Raw genomic sequence first — 15,396 nt, forward strand, 5'->3', positions numbered from 1 at the left:
ACGGTGAACCCGTGCCATCGTGGGGCGGCCCTGCGCTTCCTGTGTGGCTGCATATCCATGCAGGCCTCTGAATAAGTCTTTGGGATCTTAGCCCTCGACGTCGGGCGATCCGAAGCGACCTGGCGGACTGTGGCCAGATCGTGACACGCACCGGCCCTGCGGCGCCTCACAGCCTCACCCACACCGCCAAGCGGCAGTTCGGCACCCGGGCACCGACGACGGCGTCGAGGGCGACCGAGGCGCTCAGAGCAGGACGGTCGCGAAGGTCCCCGTCTGCACGAAGCCCACGTGACGGTAGGTGGCGAGGGCCGGGGCGTTGAAGTCGTTGACGTAGAGCGTGGCCGTGGGCGCGATGTGTGCCAGGACATGCTCGACGACCGCGGCCATCGCGGGCACCGCCAACCCCCGTCCGCGCCACCGCGGGCTGACCCACACCCCCTGGATCTGCGCGACGTCGAGGGCAACGCTGCCCACATCGGCCTTGAAGATGACCTCCCCGCCCTCGATCCGCACCAGTGAGCGCCCGGAACGGACGAGAGACCCGACGGACAACCGGTAGGCACGATCCGATCCGCGGTACGGCGGGTAGCCGATCTCCTCGGTGAACATCGCCGCCGCCGCGGGGACGACCAGGTCGAGCTCCTCGACGGTGGCCGGCCGGACGGTGGGGTCACAGGGGATCCCTAGCTGGCTGGGCGGGGTGCGGGTCGTCATCACCGGCTGGTTGCGGCGGACCTCCCGAGCCGGCCCCCACGGCGAGGCCAGCAGGTCCCAGAGCGGGAGCACCTGGTCGACGGGCCCGAACAGGGAGGAGGCCCAGGCACGTCGCTTGACCACCTTGGCGGCGAGCGGCTCCACCATGTCGTCGTCCACCTCGACCGGCACGACGTTGGCCGAGGTCCAGCACAGGCCGGCCCGACCCCCGCGCTCGAACCCCAGGACCGAGTTGCGGCCGCCAGCCATGCCGCCCTCGAGGATCCGCGCCGCGACGAAGACGTTGGAGACCGGGTCGCGTCCGCAGATCTCCAGGGCCCGGGGCGCGTCGGAGAGCCCCAGCCCCCGAACCGGTGCCGGCATGCGCAGCATCCACCCAGCCTACCGACTCCTCGTGCGGCACCGTCGTGGCTGCCCGGTTGCGGAGCTCCGTCTGGGGGCGCGAAGATCAGAGCACGACCGTCACCGCTACGTCAGGAGACCCCGTGCAGCCACGCCCGTTGACCCCGCAGACCAGGCAGGCCGCGCTGGACGCGCTCGCCGACAGTGGCCGCGACGGCGGCGCCGAGATCGACGTCCTGGTGATCGGCGGTGGCGTGACGGGGGCAGGCACGGCCCTGGATGCCGCCACCCGCGGGTTGTCCACCGTGGTCGTGGAGGCCCAGGACTGGGCCTCGGGGACCTCCTCCCGGTCGACCAAGCTGGTCCACGGCGGGCTGCGCTACCTGCAGATGCTGGACTTCAAACTGGTCCACGAGGCCCTGACCGAACGGGGCCTGCTGCTGAGCAAGATCGCCCCGCACCTGGTCAAACCGATGTCCTTCCTGATCCCGCTGGAGCACCGGGTCTGGCAGCGTGCCTACTACGGCGCCGGGGTCACCCTGTATGACGTGCTGGCCAACCTGATGCCGGGGCGCCGGGCCCTGCCGATCCACCAGCACACCACGCGCAAGGGTCTGCACCAGCAGTTCCCGGACCTCAAGCACGAGACCGCGATCGGCGCGGTCAAGTACTGGGACGCCACGGTGGACGATGCCCGCCTGGTGGCCACCCTGATCCGCACCGCCACGACCTACGGTGCCCACGCGGCCAGTCGCACGCAGGTCGTCAAGCTCACCAAGGACGACCGGGGACGGGTGAACGGGGCCGTGCTGCGCGACCTGGAGACCGGCACCGAGATCACCGCCCGGGCCACGCACGTCATCAACGCCACCGGGGTGTGGACCGAGGACACCGAAATGCTCGCCGACACCAGCGGGGGTCTGCGGGTGCTGGCGTCCAAGGGCATCCACCTGACCATCCCCCGGGAGCGGATCAAGGGCACCTCCGGCCTGTTCCTGCAGACCGAGAAGTCCGTGCTGTTCTTCATCCCCTGGTCGCGCTACTGGATCCTCGGCACGACCGACACGCCGTGGCAGCTGGACCCCCAGCACCCGGTCCCCACCAGCCAGGACATCGACTACGTGCTGGACCACGCCAACGAGGTGCTCACCACCAAGCTCACCCGGGAGGACGTGATCGGGGCCTACGCCGGACTGCGCCCCCTGCTGCAGCCGGGCACCAAGGAGGGCACCGACTCGGCGAAGGTCAGCCGGGAGCACACCGTGGCCAGCCCCGTGCCGGGCCTGACGATCGTCGCCGGAGGCAAGCTCACGACATACCGGGTGATGGCCAAGGACGCAGTGGACTTCGCCCTCGGCGGCCAGGCCGTCGAGACCCCGAGCATCACCCACGAGATACCTCTGGTCGGTGCGGTCGGCGAGCAGGCGGTGCGCCGGCAGGCGGCGCACTGGCGGCAGGAGTTCGGGTGGACCGAGCAGATGGTCGACCACCTGCTGCACCGCTACGGCTCCTTGCTGACCGAGCTGGTCGAGATGATCCGCGAGGACGAGTCGCTCGGTCGTCCGCTGGAGGGTGCGCCGGCCTACCTGCGCGCCGAGATCGCCTATGCCGCCAGCCACGAGGGGGCGCTGCACCTGGAGGACATCATGTACCTCCGCACCCGGCTCAACTACGAGGTCGCCGACCGTGGCCTGGCAGCTGCCGAGGAGATCGCCGAGGTGGCTGGTGGGGTGCTCGGCTGGGACGACCAGCGACGCGAGCGGGAGCTGGCCTCCTACCGCGCCCAGGCCGCGGCCGAGGAGGCGGCGGCGCTGGCCCCGGACGACGAGTCGGCCGAGGCTGCCCGGGACCGCGCGCCCGACATCACCCCGATGATCCCGTTGGGGACGGCCGAGAACTGAATCGACCAGTGTGCCTGCACCGCGACGTGACCGAGGTCTGGCACTCTTTGCACGCATAGTTCCTACACACAGAATGGAGAGCCCCGAATGGGTGACATCTTCCTGTACGAGATCATGGGCACCGGCCTGCTCACCCTGCTTGGTTGCGGTGTGGTCGCCAACGTCGTGCTGCCCAAGACCAAGGGCAACAACGGCGGCTGGCTGCTCATCAACTTCGGCTGGGGCCTGGCGGTCTTCGCCGGTGTCTACGCCGCCTACAAGACCGGCGCCCACCTCAACCCCGCCGTCACCTTCGGCATCATGGCCAGTGGTGCGGAGTTCTACGACGGCGCCAACGCCGCCATCCCGGTGAACTTCGCCAACACGGTCGGATACCTGGCGGCCGAGATGATCGGTGCCTTCCTCGGTGCGGTCATCATGTGGGTCGCCTACAAGCAGCACTTCGACCAGGACGCCGAGCCGGCCACCAAGCTGGCGGTCTTCTCGACCGGGGCCGAGATCCGCAACCCGATGTGGAACACCCTGACCGAGATCGTCGGCACCTTCGTGCTGGTCTTCGTCATCCTCATGTTCGGCGCCACCCCGTCAGGCCTGGGCCCGTTGGCAGTGGCCCTCCTGGTGGTTGGTATCGGTAACAGCCTCGGTGGCCCCACCGGGTATGCCATCAACCCGGCCCGTGACCTCGGCCCCCGCATCGCGCACGCCGTCCTGCCCATCAGGGGCAAGGGCGGCAGCGACTGGGGTTACTCCTGGATCCCGGTCGTCGGCCCGATCATCGGAGGCGTGATCGCCGGCCTGGTCTACATGGGCCTCTACGCCTGACCCCTCCCGCAGTATGCCGGGTGCCCGCCACCCACGGCGCGCACCCGGCATACTGCCCCGCCACCTCACAACCCATCCCGTCCACAACGAAGTGAAGGAGTTCAGCAATGGCTGACTACGTACTCGCGATCGACCAGGGCACGACGAGCACCCGGGCGATCGTGTTCACCAAGTCCGGTGAGATCCACTCGGTGGGTCAGAAGGAGCACGAGCAGATCTTCCCGAAGGCGGGGTGGGTCGAGCACAACCCCACGGAGATCTGGGACAACACCCGCGAGGTGATCGGTCAGGCGATGGGCAAGTCGAACCTGGCCAACAGCGACCTGGCCGCCATCGGCATCACCAACCAGCGCGAGACGGCGGTGGTGTGGGACAAGAACACGGGCGAGCCGGTCTACAACGCGATCGTGTGGCAGGACACCCGCACCGACAAGATCGTCGCCGAGCTCGGCGGCGAGGAGGGCGCGGACAAGTACAAGTCGATCTGCGGCCTGCCGCTGGCGACCTACTTCTCCGGCCCCAAGATCAAGTGGATCCTGGACAACGTCCAGGGTGCCCGCGAGAAGGCCGAGGCCGGTGACCTGATCTTCGGCAACACCGACACCTGGACCCTGTGGAACCTCACCGGTGGCCCCGAGGGCGGGGTGCACGTCACCGACGTCACCAACGCCTCGCGCACCATGCTGATGGACCTGAAGACCCTCGCCTGGGACGAGGGCATCGCCGCTGACATGGGCATCCCGATGTCCATGCTGCCGGAGATCCGGTCCTCCTCGGAGGTCTACGGCGAGAGCACCAAGCTCGGGGTGCCGATCGCCGGCATCCTCGGCGACCAGCAGGCCGCGACCTTCGGGCAGGCCTGCTTTGAGAAGGGCATGTCCAAGAACACCTACGGCACGGGCAACTTCATGCTGCTCAACACCGGCACCGAGATCGTCCCCTCGGAGAACGGCCTGCTGACCACCGTCTGTTACAAGATCGGCGAGCAGGACGCGGTCTACGCCCTGGAGGGCTCGATCGCCGTCACCGGCTCCCTGGTGCAGTGGCTGCGCGACAACCTGGGGCTGATCAAGGACGCCCCGGAGGTCGAGACGCTGGCCAAGAAGGTCGACGACAACGGTGGCTGCTACATCGTGCCGGCCTTCTCCGGCCTGTTCGCCCCGTACTGGAAGGACGACGCCCGCGGCGCCATCGTGGGTCTGACCCGCTATGTCAACAAGAACCACATCGCGCGGGCGTCCTTGGAGGCCACGGCCTTCCAGACCCGCGAGGTGCTGGACGCCATGAACGCCGACTCCGGTGTGGACCTGTCCGAGCTCCGTGTGGACGGCGGCATGATCGCCAACGAGACCCTCATGCAGTTCCAGGCCGACATCCTCGGCGTCGACGTCGTGCGCCCGAAGGTTGCGGAGACCACCGCGCTCGGTGCCGCCTACGCCGCCGGCATCGCGGTCGGCTTCTGGTCCGGCGAGCAGGACGTCATCGACAACTGGGCCGAGGGTGCCCGCTGGAGCCCGAAGATGGCTGACGCGGAGCGCGATCGCCTCTACCGCCAGTGGAAGAAGGCCGTCACCAAGACCTTCGACTGGGTCGACGAGGACGCGGAGGCTGCCGAGGATGCCGTCGAGGAGGCGCAGGGCTAACCCATTTTCCGAGTGGTCTTGCACGTCCCTCCCGCATTTTCCGAGTGGTCTTGCACGTCCCCAACCATCCGAGTGGTCTTGCAGGCCCTCCACCAGTAGTAGGGAGGACCCGCCAGACCTAAGCCGACGAGAGGGAGATTCGGTCCGCACCGAGCGGCCGGGTCTCCCTCTCGTCGTGAGGAGGGGCCCGCACCCTCCCGCACCAGCCAGCCACGCGCCGCCGGCCACGTCCCCGCACGCCCGCCTCACGGCATACTGCCGGGGAGGGAGAACCTCAGGTCACGGCAGGTCGAGCCACTGGGGGTCCTCGGGATCGGGGTCGATGAGGACCGGGCGCTGCAGGTCAGCGTTGTCCAGGATCCACGTCGGTGGGTGCAGCCGCGCCTGCTGCAGATAGAGCCGCTGCCCACCGACGTACCGGGCATTCACCGGGTCGGCCGGGTCGTCGTGGCCCGCCAGGTGCGCCGAGCGCGCATTGCCCCGCGGCACGGAGACCGACAACGGGACCAACAGCATCAGCGTCGCATCCCAGACCGCCGCCAGCTCCGGCCTGCGCAGGAAGATGCCGTCGACGAGCAGCACCGCGTCCTCGGCCAGCTCGACCGGGTCCGGATACACGGCCTCGTCCGCCTCCGCGTCGTGCACCGCCGGCACGATCTCGCGGCCCGCCCGGAACGGCCGGACCACCCCCGCGAGGAAGGCCTCGTAGTCGAAGGAGTCCCGATAGAACGTCTCGGGTCCACTCCCCCGCGCATGTCGGAGTGCCCGAGGGTGGTGGAACCCGTCGATCGATACGCGGTGCACCTCACGGCCAGCAACGTGCGGCGCGAGAGCCACCAGCTCGCTGGCCAGCCGGGTCTTGCCCGCCCCGTCCACCCCGTCGATCGCGATGAGTGCCCGCTCACCGGGCCGGATCGCGAGCATCATCGCCAGCAGGTCGACCAGGACGAGCTGGCGCACGGGCAGGAATCCGGCAGTCACCCGAGCAGTATGCCGGGGCGCCGGCTCATCCTGGTCCCGTCACCACGCGTTCGGTCCCCCAGAACAGCGCAACTCGACGCGTCCGGTCGGAGGTTTGGGCTCTGCTCCGCACGTCCGGTCGGGGGGTTGGGCGCAACTCCGCACGCTCGGTTGGGGGTTTGGGCGCAGCTCCGCGCGTCCGGTCGGTGGGGGGCTCGTCAGCCGACGGTCACCGACGGTGTGCCGCCGGCCTGTCCATCCACGGGCTCGCCCATCTCCTCGGCGATCCGCATGGCCTCCTCGATGAGGGTCTCGACGATCTGGCTCTCGGGGACGGTCTTGATGACCTCGCCCTTGACGAAGATCTGGCCCTTGCCGTTGCCGGAGGCGACGCCGAGGTCCGCCTCACGGGCCTCACCCGGTCCGTTGACGACGCAGCCCATGACGGCGACGCGGAGCGGGACCTCCAGGCCCTCCAGCCCGGCGGTCACCTCGTCGGCCAGGGTGTAGACGTCGACCTGCGCGCGGCCGCACGACGGGCAGGAGACGATCTCCAGCTTCCGGGGCCGCAGGTTGAGGCTCTGCAGGATCTGGTTGCCGACCTTGACCTCCTCCACCGGGGGCGCCGACAGGGAGACCCGGATGGTGTCCCCGATGCCCTGGGAGAGCAGCGCACCGAAGGCCGTGGCGGACTTGATGGTGCCCTGGAAGGCCGGGCCCGCCTCGGTCACGCCGAGGTGCAGCGGCCAGTCGCCCCGCTCGGAGAGCAGCTCGTAGGCACGCACCATCACGACCGGGTCGTTGTGCTTGACGGAGATCTTGAAGTCGTGGAAGTCGTGCTCCTCGAACAGCGAGGCCTCCCAGACCGCGGACTCCACGAGCGCCTCGGGGGTGGCCTTGCCGTACTTCTCCATCACCCGCTTGTCCAGGGACCCCGCGTTGACACCGATCCGGATCGAGACGCCCGCGTCCTTGGCCGCCCTGGCGATCTCCTTGACCTGGTCGTCGAACTTGCGGATGTTGCCCGGGTTGACCCGCACGGCGGCGCACCCCGCGTCGATGGCGGCGAAGACGTACTTCGGCTGGAAGTGGATGTCGGCGATCACCGGGATCTGCGACTTGCGCGCGATGGCAGGTAGCGCCTCCGCGTCGTCCTGGCTCGGGCAGGCGACCCGCACGATGTCGCACCCGGTCGCGGTCAGCTCGGCGATCTGCTGCAGGGTCGAGTTGATGTCGGTCGTCGGTGTCGTCGTCATGGACTGCACCGAGATCGGCGCGTCACCGCCCACCTCGACCTTGCCGACCCGGATCTTGCGGGTCGGGCGTCGGGGGGCCAGGACCGGTGGGGGTGCGGCGGGCATGCCGAGGGCGATCGGGGTGCCTGTCATGTGTTCAGTATCTCCTTGGTCAAGCCGGACAGCATCATCCGGCGAGCCGGACGGGGTTGACGAGGTCGGCGTAGACGAGCAGCAGGGTCATGCCGATCAGGGCGACCGCGACGGTGTAGGCCACCGGCAGCGCCTTGGCGATGTCGACGGGGTGGGGCTCGGGCAGACCGCGCAGGCGCGCCCAGGTCTTCTTGACACCCTCCCACAGGGCCCCAGCGATGTGACCGCCGTCCAACGGCAGCAGCGGCACCATGTTGAAGACGAACAGGGCGATGTTCAGCGAGGCGAGCAGCGAGAGCAACATCACCGCCTTGCCCTCGACCGAGTCGGTCAGCACACCCAGCGACCCGTCGGTCACCTCACCGGCGACGCGGCCCACCCCGACCACGGACATGGGGCTCTCCACGTCCCGCTCCTGGTCGCCGAAGGCGGCGTTGTAGACGCCGACCAGCTTCTCCGGGAGCTTGAGGAAGATCCGGGCGGTGTCGACGACGGCACCACCGACGAAGGCGGGGGCCTCGGTGATCGGCTGCGCGACATACTCGACGGAGCCGCTGGCCCCGAAGAACCGGCGTGGCTCCAGGACCGGCTCCCCGGCGGCGTCCAGCTGCACGCTGCCGTCCGCGTTGAACACCGGCCGGTCCCGCTCCACCAGCGTCGCGGACAGCGGGACCTCCTGCCCGTCGCGGACGACCGTGAACTGGGCCTGCTCGGGCGAGTTCTGGATCTGGTAGGTCGCTTCGCTCCAGGTGGCGACGGGCACCCCGTTGACCTCGGTGATGACGTCCCCGACCTGCAGGCCGGCTGCCACGGCAGGGGAGGCCGGCTCGCCCGTGCAGTCGGTGACCGTCACGTCGGTGGGCGCGCACTCGCTGACCGCGGAGATCTTGGCCGTGCCGGTGGGCAGGCCCGCGATGACGAGTATGCCGGTGAGCAGCACCGCGGCGATCACCAGGTTCATCAGGGGGCCGCCGAACATGACGACGATGCGCTTCCACACCGGCAGCTTGTAGAAGACGCGGTTCTCGTCGCCGGGGCCGATCTCCTCCATCGACTCGGCACGCGCCTGGTCGGCCATCTGGCTGAACCGGCCCGTCGAGGAGGCGCGGAGCTTGCCCTCGTCCTGGGGACGCGGGGGGAACATGCCGATCATCCGGACGTAGCCGCCCAGGGGGATTGCCTTCAGGCCGTACTCGGTCTCCCCGCGGCGCCGGGACCAGACGGTGGGTCCGAAGCCGACCATGTACTGGGTCACCTTGACGCCGAACTTCTTGGCGGGCACGAGGTGGCCGATCTCGTGCAGCGCGATGGACAGAGCGACGCCCAGAGCCATCAGCAGCACCCCGAGCAGGTACATCATGGCTGGCTCACTTCCTCAGGCAACTGGTCGATCATCTCGCGCGCACGCGCTCTGGCCCACTGGTCGGCGGCCAACACGTCATCAACCGACAACACCGGGGATTCGTTCCCCTGGGCTCCTGATTCTACCGCCGCTCGACCCCTGGAACTGTCTCCGGCGCCGGAGTCGGCACCGTGCTGCGGCCCCTCCCCCGCCTCGTGGGCGCGCACCACGCGTGCCACCGTGTCCACGATGTCGAGGAACCCGATGGTGCCGTCGTGGAAGGCATCGACGCAGATCTCATTGGCCGCGTTGTAGACGGCGGGGTGGGTGCCGCCGGCCTCACCGACCGCACGGGCCAGACGCACCGCCGGGAACGCCTCATCGTCCAGCGGGTGGAACTCCCAGGTGCTGGTCGTGCTCCAGTCGCAGGGGGCGTCCACGTCGGCCAACCGGTCCGGCCAGGAGAGCCCCAGCGCGATGGGGACCAGCATCCGAGGGGGCCCGGCCTGGGCGATCGTGGAGCCGTCGTGGAACTCCACCATCGAGTGGATCTGCTGCTGCGGGTGGACCACGACCTCGATGCCCTCGAAGGGTATGCCGAAGAGCAGGTGAGCCTCGATAACCTCCAGTCCCTTGTTGACCAGGGTGGCCGAGTTGGTGGTCACGACCCTGCCCATGGCGAAGTTGGGGTGCTTGAGCGCCTGGGCGGGAGTGACCTCAGCCAGTTCTGCCCGCTGGCGGCCGCGAAACGGACCGCCGCTGGCCGTGAGCACCAGGCGTCGGACCTCCTCGGACCTCCCGGAGCGCAGGCACTGGGCGATCGCGCTGTGCTCGGAGTCGACAGGGACGATCTGCCCGGGTGCGGCCGCCGCGGTGACCACCGGCCCTCCGACGATGAGCGACTCCTTGTTGGCCAGCGCGAGGGTGCTGCCCGCGGCCAGCGCGGCGAGCGTGGGGCGCAGGCCGATGCTCCCGGTGATGCCGTTGAGCACCACGTCGGCACCGTTCCCGGCGACCTCCACGGCGGCCCCGGGGCCGGTGAGGATCTCCGGGACGCGCCCGCCGGGACCGACCAGGTCGACGATCGTCGACCGGAGTGTGTCCGCCACCTCGTCGCGGGCGATCGCCACCTGCTCGACCCCCAGCGCCACGGCCTGCCGGGCCAGCTGGGTCGGGTCGGTCCCCCCGGCGCTGATCGCGCGGACCGTGAACGCCCCCGGGTTGGCCAGGACGACCTGCTCGGCCTGGGTGCCGATCGAGCCGGTGGATCCGAGCAGGGTCAGGGTGCGGGGCGGGCTCACGCCCCCATTGTGGCCCGTCAGCCGCGGTCGATCTCACCCTGCCCCGCGTGCCGCCGGCCGCTGTAGACGCCACGGAGCCGGAAGCGCATGCCCGGTTCCTGCAGCTCTTCGATCGCGTGCGCCGCCCACCCGGCGGTGCGGGCGCAGGCGAACAGCACCGGCCCGGCGTGGCGCGGCACCCGGTGGGCCCGGACCAGTAGCGCGAGGGCGAGGTCGACGTTGAGCACCCACCCACGGCGCACGAGGAGCTCCTCCTCGACCAGTCGGAGCGCCGCCAGCTCCTGCGGTGGGACGTCCTCCCCGAGACGGTCCAGCAGCAACTGGGCCCGCGGGTCCTGGTCGGTGTAGACCAGGTGGCCGAAGCCCGGCGGGGGTTGCTCGCCCGCCAGGGCCACGTCGAGGGTCTCCTGCGGAGCGTGCACCGCCCGCTCCAGCCAGTCGACCGCACGCACCGGTGCCACCATGTGCTGCGGGCTGTCGGCGGCGGCCAGCCCGGCGAGCAGGGCGCTGTAGGCATCGGCCCCGGACGACACAGCCACCCGGACGGCGGTCGTCGACACCGCCAGGTCATGGTCGGCGAGCACCACGAGCACGGCATCCAGGAGTCCGGCCGGGCAGGGCTGCAGCGCCGTCGCGAGGGTGGCCGCCAGGGTAGGTGCGGCCTCCGGCGCGATCCGAGCACCGGGCAGCGTGAGCGCCATCAGCCAGGCCGAGCGGCGGCCGGCGTGCGCCACTGCGGACGGGCTCCGGTCGTGCCGGCCGACATCCGTCGCCGCACCGACCAGGACCGCGTGCTTGAACCTGTCGAGGGGGGCCGTCCCCACCGGGAGAGCGCCGACGAGACCCCGCAGCGCGTCCTGCTCCTCTGCGGTCGGGACCCCGTCACTACCAGCCTGGCCCGTGAGCAGCACCCGGACCTGCTCGAACGAGGCCGTCTCCGCCAGATCCAGCACGTCGTGACCCCGGTAGGCCAGGCCACCGGCGGACACCTCGGTGATCGTGGTGCGGACGTCGTCGCTCACCGTGGGCCTGCGCCGCCGCCCGGAGCGGCCGGAGCCGACCAGTGACTGGACGTCCTCGAGACGGAACAGGCTCCCGGTCCCGGCCTCTCGCCGGACCGGCGCGAGTACGCCGCGGCTGACGTAGGCATACACCGTCTGGATCTTGACGCCCAGGTAGTCCGCCACCGCAGCGGTGGTCAGTTCACCGGTCATCGCTCCCTACCTTGACGGAATCAACGTTGACACGCTGATCAATCCTAGGTCACGCTCGCAGCATGATCCAGACCCAGCAGACCATCGCCCCCGCGGGCCTGAAGGGCGTCGTGGTAGCAGACACCCGCACAGGCGACGTGCGCGGCCAGGAAGGCTTCTACCACTTCAGGGAGTACTCGGCCATCGAGCTCGCGCGCACCCGCACCTTCGAGGACGTCACCCACCTGATGCTGGAGGGCACCCTCCCCTCGCCGGAGCAGTCCGCAGCGCTGCAGCAGGACCTGGCTCGCGCCTCGGTGCTGCCGGACGAGCTCGTCGACGTCCTGCCCACCATCGCCCGCTCCGGTGCGGACCGGGCGGCCCTGACCCGCCTGCGCACCGCCATCTCCCACTTGGGGGCGCTGGAGGGGTTCGGCCCCGTCTACGCCGCCTCCCGCGCACAGGTGCGCGGCGACGTCGTGCGGCTGGTCGGGGCGCTGCCCGTCATCCAGGCGGCGTTGCACCGCCTCCGCTCCGGTGCCGACCCGGTGCCGGGCCGTCCGGAGCTGGGCGCGGCCGGGAACTGGCTGTGGATGGTGACCGGACGCGAGCCGGCACCCGAGCACCGGGCCGCTCTCGCGACATACCTCACCTCGACCATCGATCACGGGTTCAGCGCCTCGACCTTCGCGGCACGCGTGGTCACCTCTGCCGGCTCGGACGTCGCGTCCGCGTGCTGCGCCGCGATCGGCACCTTTGCCGGGCCGCTGCACGGCGGTGCCCCGGACCGGGCGCTGGACTCACTGGACGAGATCGGGTCGGCTGACCGGGCACGCGAGTGGGTCCGGGAGAAGGTCGCGCGCAGCGAGCGGATCATGGGGTTCGGCCACGCGGTCTACCGCACGATGGACCCGCGGGCAGCCATGCTGCGCGAGATCGCCCAGGATCTCGGCGGGCCGCTCGTCGACCTCGCCGTCCTGGTCGAGCAGGAGGTGATCGCCGCCCTGGCCGAGCTCAAGCCGGGCCGGGAACTGCACACCAACGTGGAGTACTACGCGGGCGTGGTCATGGAGCAGTGCGGTGTGCCGCGGGAGATGTTCACCCCGACCTTCGCCACCGCCCGGGTGGTCGGCTGGGGTGCCCACATCCTGGAGCAGTCGGGCGAGACCAGGATCTTCCGGCCGGCGGCCCGTTACGTCGGCCCTCCCGCCCCGGCGCCGCTGCCCTGAGGTGTCCATGGGCGGCCCGGCTCCCCCGCCAGGGCCCGCGCGAGCAGCTCGCTGATGGCCCGGTCGGGGTCGATCGGGTGGTAGGTGCGCGAGTCCTCCGACCAGAATGTGCCGCTCGGCCCCAGGGCGAGCATCAGCTGGACCGGATCCTGTTCCGAGGGCCCGCCGAACCAGGCACGGAGGAGAGCGACCTCGACGAGCACCGTGGGGTGCCCCAACTCGGCGAGCAGCCCGAGGACCGAGCCGCCCCCGAGCCCGTCAGCCGCAGCCTGGTCGCTCAGGGTGCGCACCCCGCCAGATCCCGCCACCGCGTCCTTCGGCCGGATGAAGTCGGCCACCGCCTCGGCGTAGCGGTCCGGAAAGACGGTCAGCAGGCCGTGCATCCCGTCCGGGGTCACGTCCTCGATCACCGCCACCTCGGCGTGCAGGTGCAGGTAGCGGACCGCGAGGGTTGACTCAGGCGGGCGGCCCGGCTGCTGCTCGGACTCCAGGGGTCCCAGGACGCGCTGGAGAACCACGACCACGGGCGCGAGAGCCCGCAGGCTGAGCGAGAGGCCCAGCGGCTCGGTGGCGTCCCAGGGGATGCCCTCACCGTCCTGGTCCACACCGGCCGACCCAGGACCGTGCGACCCCGGACCGGACGGCACGACGGGAGACCGCTGTCCGGAGTCGCCAGGAGTGATCAGCCCCCGGGCCATCAGGGTGCGGGTCGCCACCGTGCGCACCAGCTCCGCAGCGCCCTGGTCGGTCGGCACCTCGATACGGGAGGGCACGGCGCCGAGCTCGCCGTCGGTCAGGACGAGCAGTTCCTCCTCGGTCAGGACGAGCAGGGGCCGCAGCGGTGGCACCTCCGGATCGTGCTGGTGGTGGCCGGCGGCGCCTGGACCGCCCGCACGGTCGAGCTTGGTCGCCCCCTCGTCGTCGCTCACCGGAAGAGCCTGATCAGACGGGGCAGGACGATGCCCGCACCGACGACGCCGAGGGAGGGGGGCGGGATGGCGGGCAGCCGCGGACCCGCCTCGATGGGCGCCTGGACCAGCGGCATGAAGTGACCCCAGGGCGGCAGGTAGCGGGAGAGCTCCTCCAGCCGGGGCAGGTCCGAGAGCAGGTCGCGCGCGTTCGGCAGCAACGGGTACATCGGTCCCAGCGGCCCGAGCGGAAAGGCCTCGGTGGGCTGCAGGACCTTCCGTGCGACACGGATGATCTCGTGGCGACGCTCATAGACCTCCAGGCCGACCCGTGTCAGCAGCAGGCGGTGGTCGTAGAACGCGTAGCCGCCCTTCACGAGGTAGTACGCCCCGACAGTGACCGCCCCGATGCCGGCAACGACCGGGTGCGGGAGCACCATGGCCACGCTCCCCGGGATCGCCAACGCGGCGGTGACCCGCAGGGTGAAGCCGCGCCACCCCTCGTACCCACCGCCGTCGCGCACGTCGGGCCACGCGTCATGAATCACGACGAGGGGAACCACGAAACGGTAGGGCAGGCGCGTGAGCAGGAAGAAGATGGGAGTCTTGCGCACCACGGTCAGCAGCTTGGCGAGACGGGCCTCCAGGGCGAACCGGGCGAACGGGTCCAGGTCCCTGGCCAGTCTGACCGAGGCCAGCAGGACCCGGGTCCCGACAACGACCAGTCCACCGCCACGCCACACCGGAGCCACCTCGGAACCGGCACCGATCAGGTCTCCCAGCTCGTCCACCCCGACACCGAGCCAGGAGTCACGCAGCACCCGGTCCACGATGCGCCGGCCCTGCTCGAGACGCTCCTCGGCCCAGGCGATCGCGTCGTCGGCACGGCGGATCACACTCTCCAGAGCCATGATCCGCGCGCGGATCGCCGCCACCTCCCCGGGGTCGGTCACCACGTTGAGCAGCCCGATCTGGCGGAGCCGCTCGGCCGTGGCCTCGGCACGTTCGCGTTGTGCCGCGTGGACGATCGCGCGCTCCCGGTCCGCCTGCCCCGCGAGAGTGTCCAGCGCGGCCGCCGAGTCCCCCACGGGACCGCAGCGGTCGCGGACGGCCGCCACCACCCGCTGGGTGGCCATGCGGTGGCCCAGCGCCGCTGCCCCCTGCCAGGTGGTGGCGGTGACCGTGTCAGCGGTGACCAGCCGCGTCGCGAGCTCGCCCATCTCCTCCCGCGCGACCTGCAGCCTGCGCGCCGCGACCCGCAGGTCCTCGGGACGGGTCGCCAGGGCGGTCACGGGTGCACCACCGGGATGAACCGGCCACGGGCGGAGAACTCGACCAGGTCATACAGCAACGCAGCCTGCTCGGTGGCGCGGGACAGGGCCGCCCCCGCCTCGGCATACTGCTCCAAACCACCCGACCACATCCGCGCCGCCGCGGCTCCGCTGGACTCGAGCGCGGCGGAGCCTGCTGCGCTCCCCGCCAGGTGCAGCGCCCCACCGACCTGGTGCGCGAGGTGCCGCAGCTCCTCCGCGGTGGACCGGAACGTCGTGGCCGCGGTGTCAAGCGCCCGCGGGTCGACCTCGAACGTGCTCATCGCCCTCCCCTTGTCGTTGCCGTGCGGCACACGGTAGGTCGGAGGGCGTGCTCCGCGCC

The 15,396-nt window shown here is 70.7% G+C and carries 13 protein-coding genes; 4 read left to right on the forward strand and 9 right to left on the reverse strand.

Going from position 1 to position 15,396, the window contains the following annotated elements:
• Positions 1-243: 243 nt before the first annotated feature.
• On the reverse strand, positions 244-1,086 hold the full coding sequence (locus MWU75_RS03795; protein WP_247088283.1) for a GNAT family N-acetyltransferase: 843 nt from the start codon (positions 1,084-1,086) through the stop codon (positions 244-246).
• Between the two features lie 113 nt (positions 1,087-1,199).
• Between MWU75_RS03795 and MWU75_RS03800 the strand changes: the two genes are divergently transcribed.
• The 3 genes from MWU75_RS03800 to glpK all read left to right on the forward strand — a co-directional run bounded on the left by MWU75_RS03800 (position 1,200) and on the right by glpK (position 5,422).
• On the forward strand, positions 1,200-2,957 hold the full coding sequence (locus MWU75_RS03800; RefSeq protein WP_247088285.1) for a glycerol-3-phosphate dehydrogenase/oxidase: 1,758 nt from the start codon (positions 1,200-1,202) through the stop codon (positions 2,955-2,957).
• Between the two features lie 87 nt (positions 2,958-3,044).
• Positions 3,045-3,779 (forward strand): MIP/aquaporin family protein, encoded by a 735-nt coding sequence (locus MWU75_RS03805; RefSeq protein ID WP_247088286.1) that lies wholly within the window; start codon positions 3,045-3,047, stop codon positions 3,777-3,779.
• Positions 3,780-3,886: 107 nt separating this feature from the next.
• Complete coding sequence (gene glpK, locus MWU75_RS03810; RefSeq protein ID WP_247088288.1) at positions 3,887-5,422, forward strand: glycerol kinase GlpK; 1,536 nt, start codon at positions 3,887-3,889, stop codon at positions 5,420-5,422.
• Positions 5,423-5,701: 279 nt separating this feature from the next.
• Here glpK and MWU75_RS03815 read toward each other — a convergent pair whose 3' ends face one another.
• The 5 genes from MWU75_RS03815 to MWU75_RS03835 form a co-directional block, all read right to left on the reverse strand.
• Positions 5,702-6,403, reverse strand: coding sequence for a uridine kinase (locus tag MWU75_RS03815; RefSeq protein ID WP_247088289.1), 702 nt, complete (start codon positions 6,401-6,403; stop codon positions 5,702-5,704).
• A 197-nt stretch (positions 6,404-6,600) separates the two neighbouring features.
• Positions 6,601-7,770: a flavodoxin-dependent (E)-4-hydroxy-3-methylbut-2-enyl-diphosphate synthase gene (gene ispG / locus MWU75_RS03820; RefSeq protein ID WP_247088290.1), complete on the reverse strand. Its 1,170-nt coding sequence runs from the start codon at positions 7,768-7,770 to the stop codon at positions 6,601-6,603.
• Positions 7,771-7,804: 34 nt separating this feature from the next.
• On the reverse strand, positions 7,805-9,130 hold the full coding sequence (locus MWU75_RS03825) for a site-2 protease family protein (protein ID WP_247088291.1): 1,326 nt from the start codon (positions 9,128-9,130) through the stop codon (positions 7,805-7,807).
• The gene (dxr, locus tag MWU75_RS03830) at positions 9,127-10,413 is read right to left on the reverse strand and encodes a 1-deoxy-D-xylulose-5-phosphate reductoisomerase (RefSeq protein ID WP_247088292.1); all 1,287 of its coding nucleotides are present in this window, start codon (positions 10,411-10,413) and stop codon (positions 9,127-9,129) included. The genes MWU75_RS03825 and dxr overlap by 4 nt, the downstream gene beginning before the upstream one ends.
• Positions 10,414-10,430: 17 nt before the next feature.
• Positions 10,431-11,627, reverse strand: a complete 1,197-nt coding sequence (locus tag MWU75_RS03835) for a citrate/2-methylcitrate synthase (RefSeq protein ID WP_247088293.1) — start codon at positions 11,625-11,627, stop codon at positions 10,431-10,433.
• Between the two features lie 62 nt (positions 11,628-11,689).
• Here MWU75_RS03835 and MWU75_RS03840 point away from each other — a divergent pair, with 62 nt between their 5' ends.
• Entirely contained in the window at positions 11,690-12,835 is a 1,146-nt protein-coding gene (locus MWU75_RS03840) for a citrate/2-methylcitrate synthase (protein WP_247088294.1), read from the forward strand.
• On the opposite strand, the gene MWU75_RS03845 is transcribed toward MWU75_RS03840, so the two are convergent.
• The 3 genes from MWU75_RS03845 to MWU75_RS03855 are packed head-to-tail and all read right to left on the reverse strand — an operon-like array spanning position 12,799 to position 15,337.
• Entirely contained in the window at positions 12,799-13,764 is a 966-nt protein-coding gene (locus tag MWU75_RS03845) for a hypothetical protein (RefSeq protein ID WP_247088296.1), read from the reverse strand. The genes MWU75_RS03840 and MWU75_RS03845 overlap by 37 nt on opposite strands.
• Complete coding sequence (locus MWU75_RS03850) at positions 13,761-15,035, reverse strand: hypothetical protein (protein ID WP_247088297.1); 1,275 nt, start codon at positions 15,033-15,035, stop codon at positions 13,761-13,763. The genes MWU75_RS03845 and MWU75_RS03850 overlap by 4 nt, the downstream gene beginning before the upstream one ends.
• A complete protein-coding gene (locus MWU75_RS03855; RefSeq protein ID WP_247088299.1) occupies positions 15,032-15,337 on the reverse strand; it encodes a hypothetical protein in 306 nt (101 codons plus the stop codon). The genes MWU75_RS03850 and MWU75_RS03855 overlap by 4 nt, the downstream gene beginning before the upstream one ends.
• Between the last annotated feature and the right edge of the window lie 59 nt (positions 15,338-15,396).

This window comes from Ornithinimicrobium sp. F0845 (genome assembly GCF_023015765.1).
Taxonomy (GTDB): Bacteria; Actinomycetota; Actinomycetes; order Actinomycetales; family Dermatophilaceae; genus Ornithinicoccus.

What these genes read in the sequence shown, in the direction of transcription:
- MWU75_RS03795 (WP_247088283.1), bottom strand. Translation starts at nt 1,086, where the DNA reads ATGCTGCGCATGCCGGCACCGGTTCGGGGGCTGGGGCTCTCCGACGCG.
- MWU75_RS03805 (WP_247088286.1), top strand. Translation starts at nt 3,045, where the DNA reads ATGGGTGACATCTTCCTGTACGAGATCATGGGCACCGGCCTGCTCACC.
- glpK (WP_247088288.1), top strand. Translation starts at nt 3,887, where the DNA reads ATGGCTGACTACGTACTCGCGATCGACCAGGGCACGACGAGCACCCGG.
- ispG (WP_247088290.1), bottom strand. Translation starts at nt 7,770, where the DNA reads ATGACAGGCACCCCGATCGCCCTCGGCATGCCCGCCGCACCCCCACCG.
- MWU75_RS03825 (WP_247088291.1), bottom strand. Translation starts at nt 9,130, where the DNA reads ATGATGTACCTGCTCGGGGTGCTGCTGATGGCTCTGGGCGTCGCTCTG.
- MWU75_RS03835 (WP_247088293.1), bottom strand. Translation starts at nt 11,627, where the DNA reads ATGACCGGTGAACTGACCACCGCTGCGGTGGCGGACTACCTGGGCGTC.
- MWU75_RS03840 (WP_247088294.1), top strand. Translation starts at nt 11,690, where the DNA reads ATGATCCAGACCCAGCAGACCATCGCCCCCGCGGGCCTGAAGGGCGTC.
- MWU75_RS03855 (WP_247088299.1), bottom strand. Translation starts at nt 15,337, where the DNA reads ATGAGCACGTTCGAGGTCGACCCGCGGGCGCTTGACACCGCGGCCACG.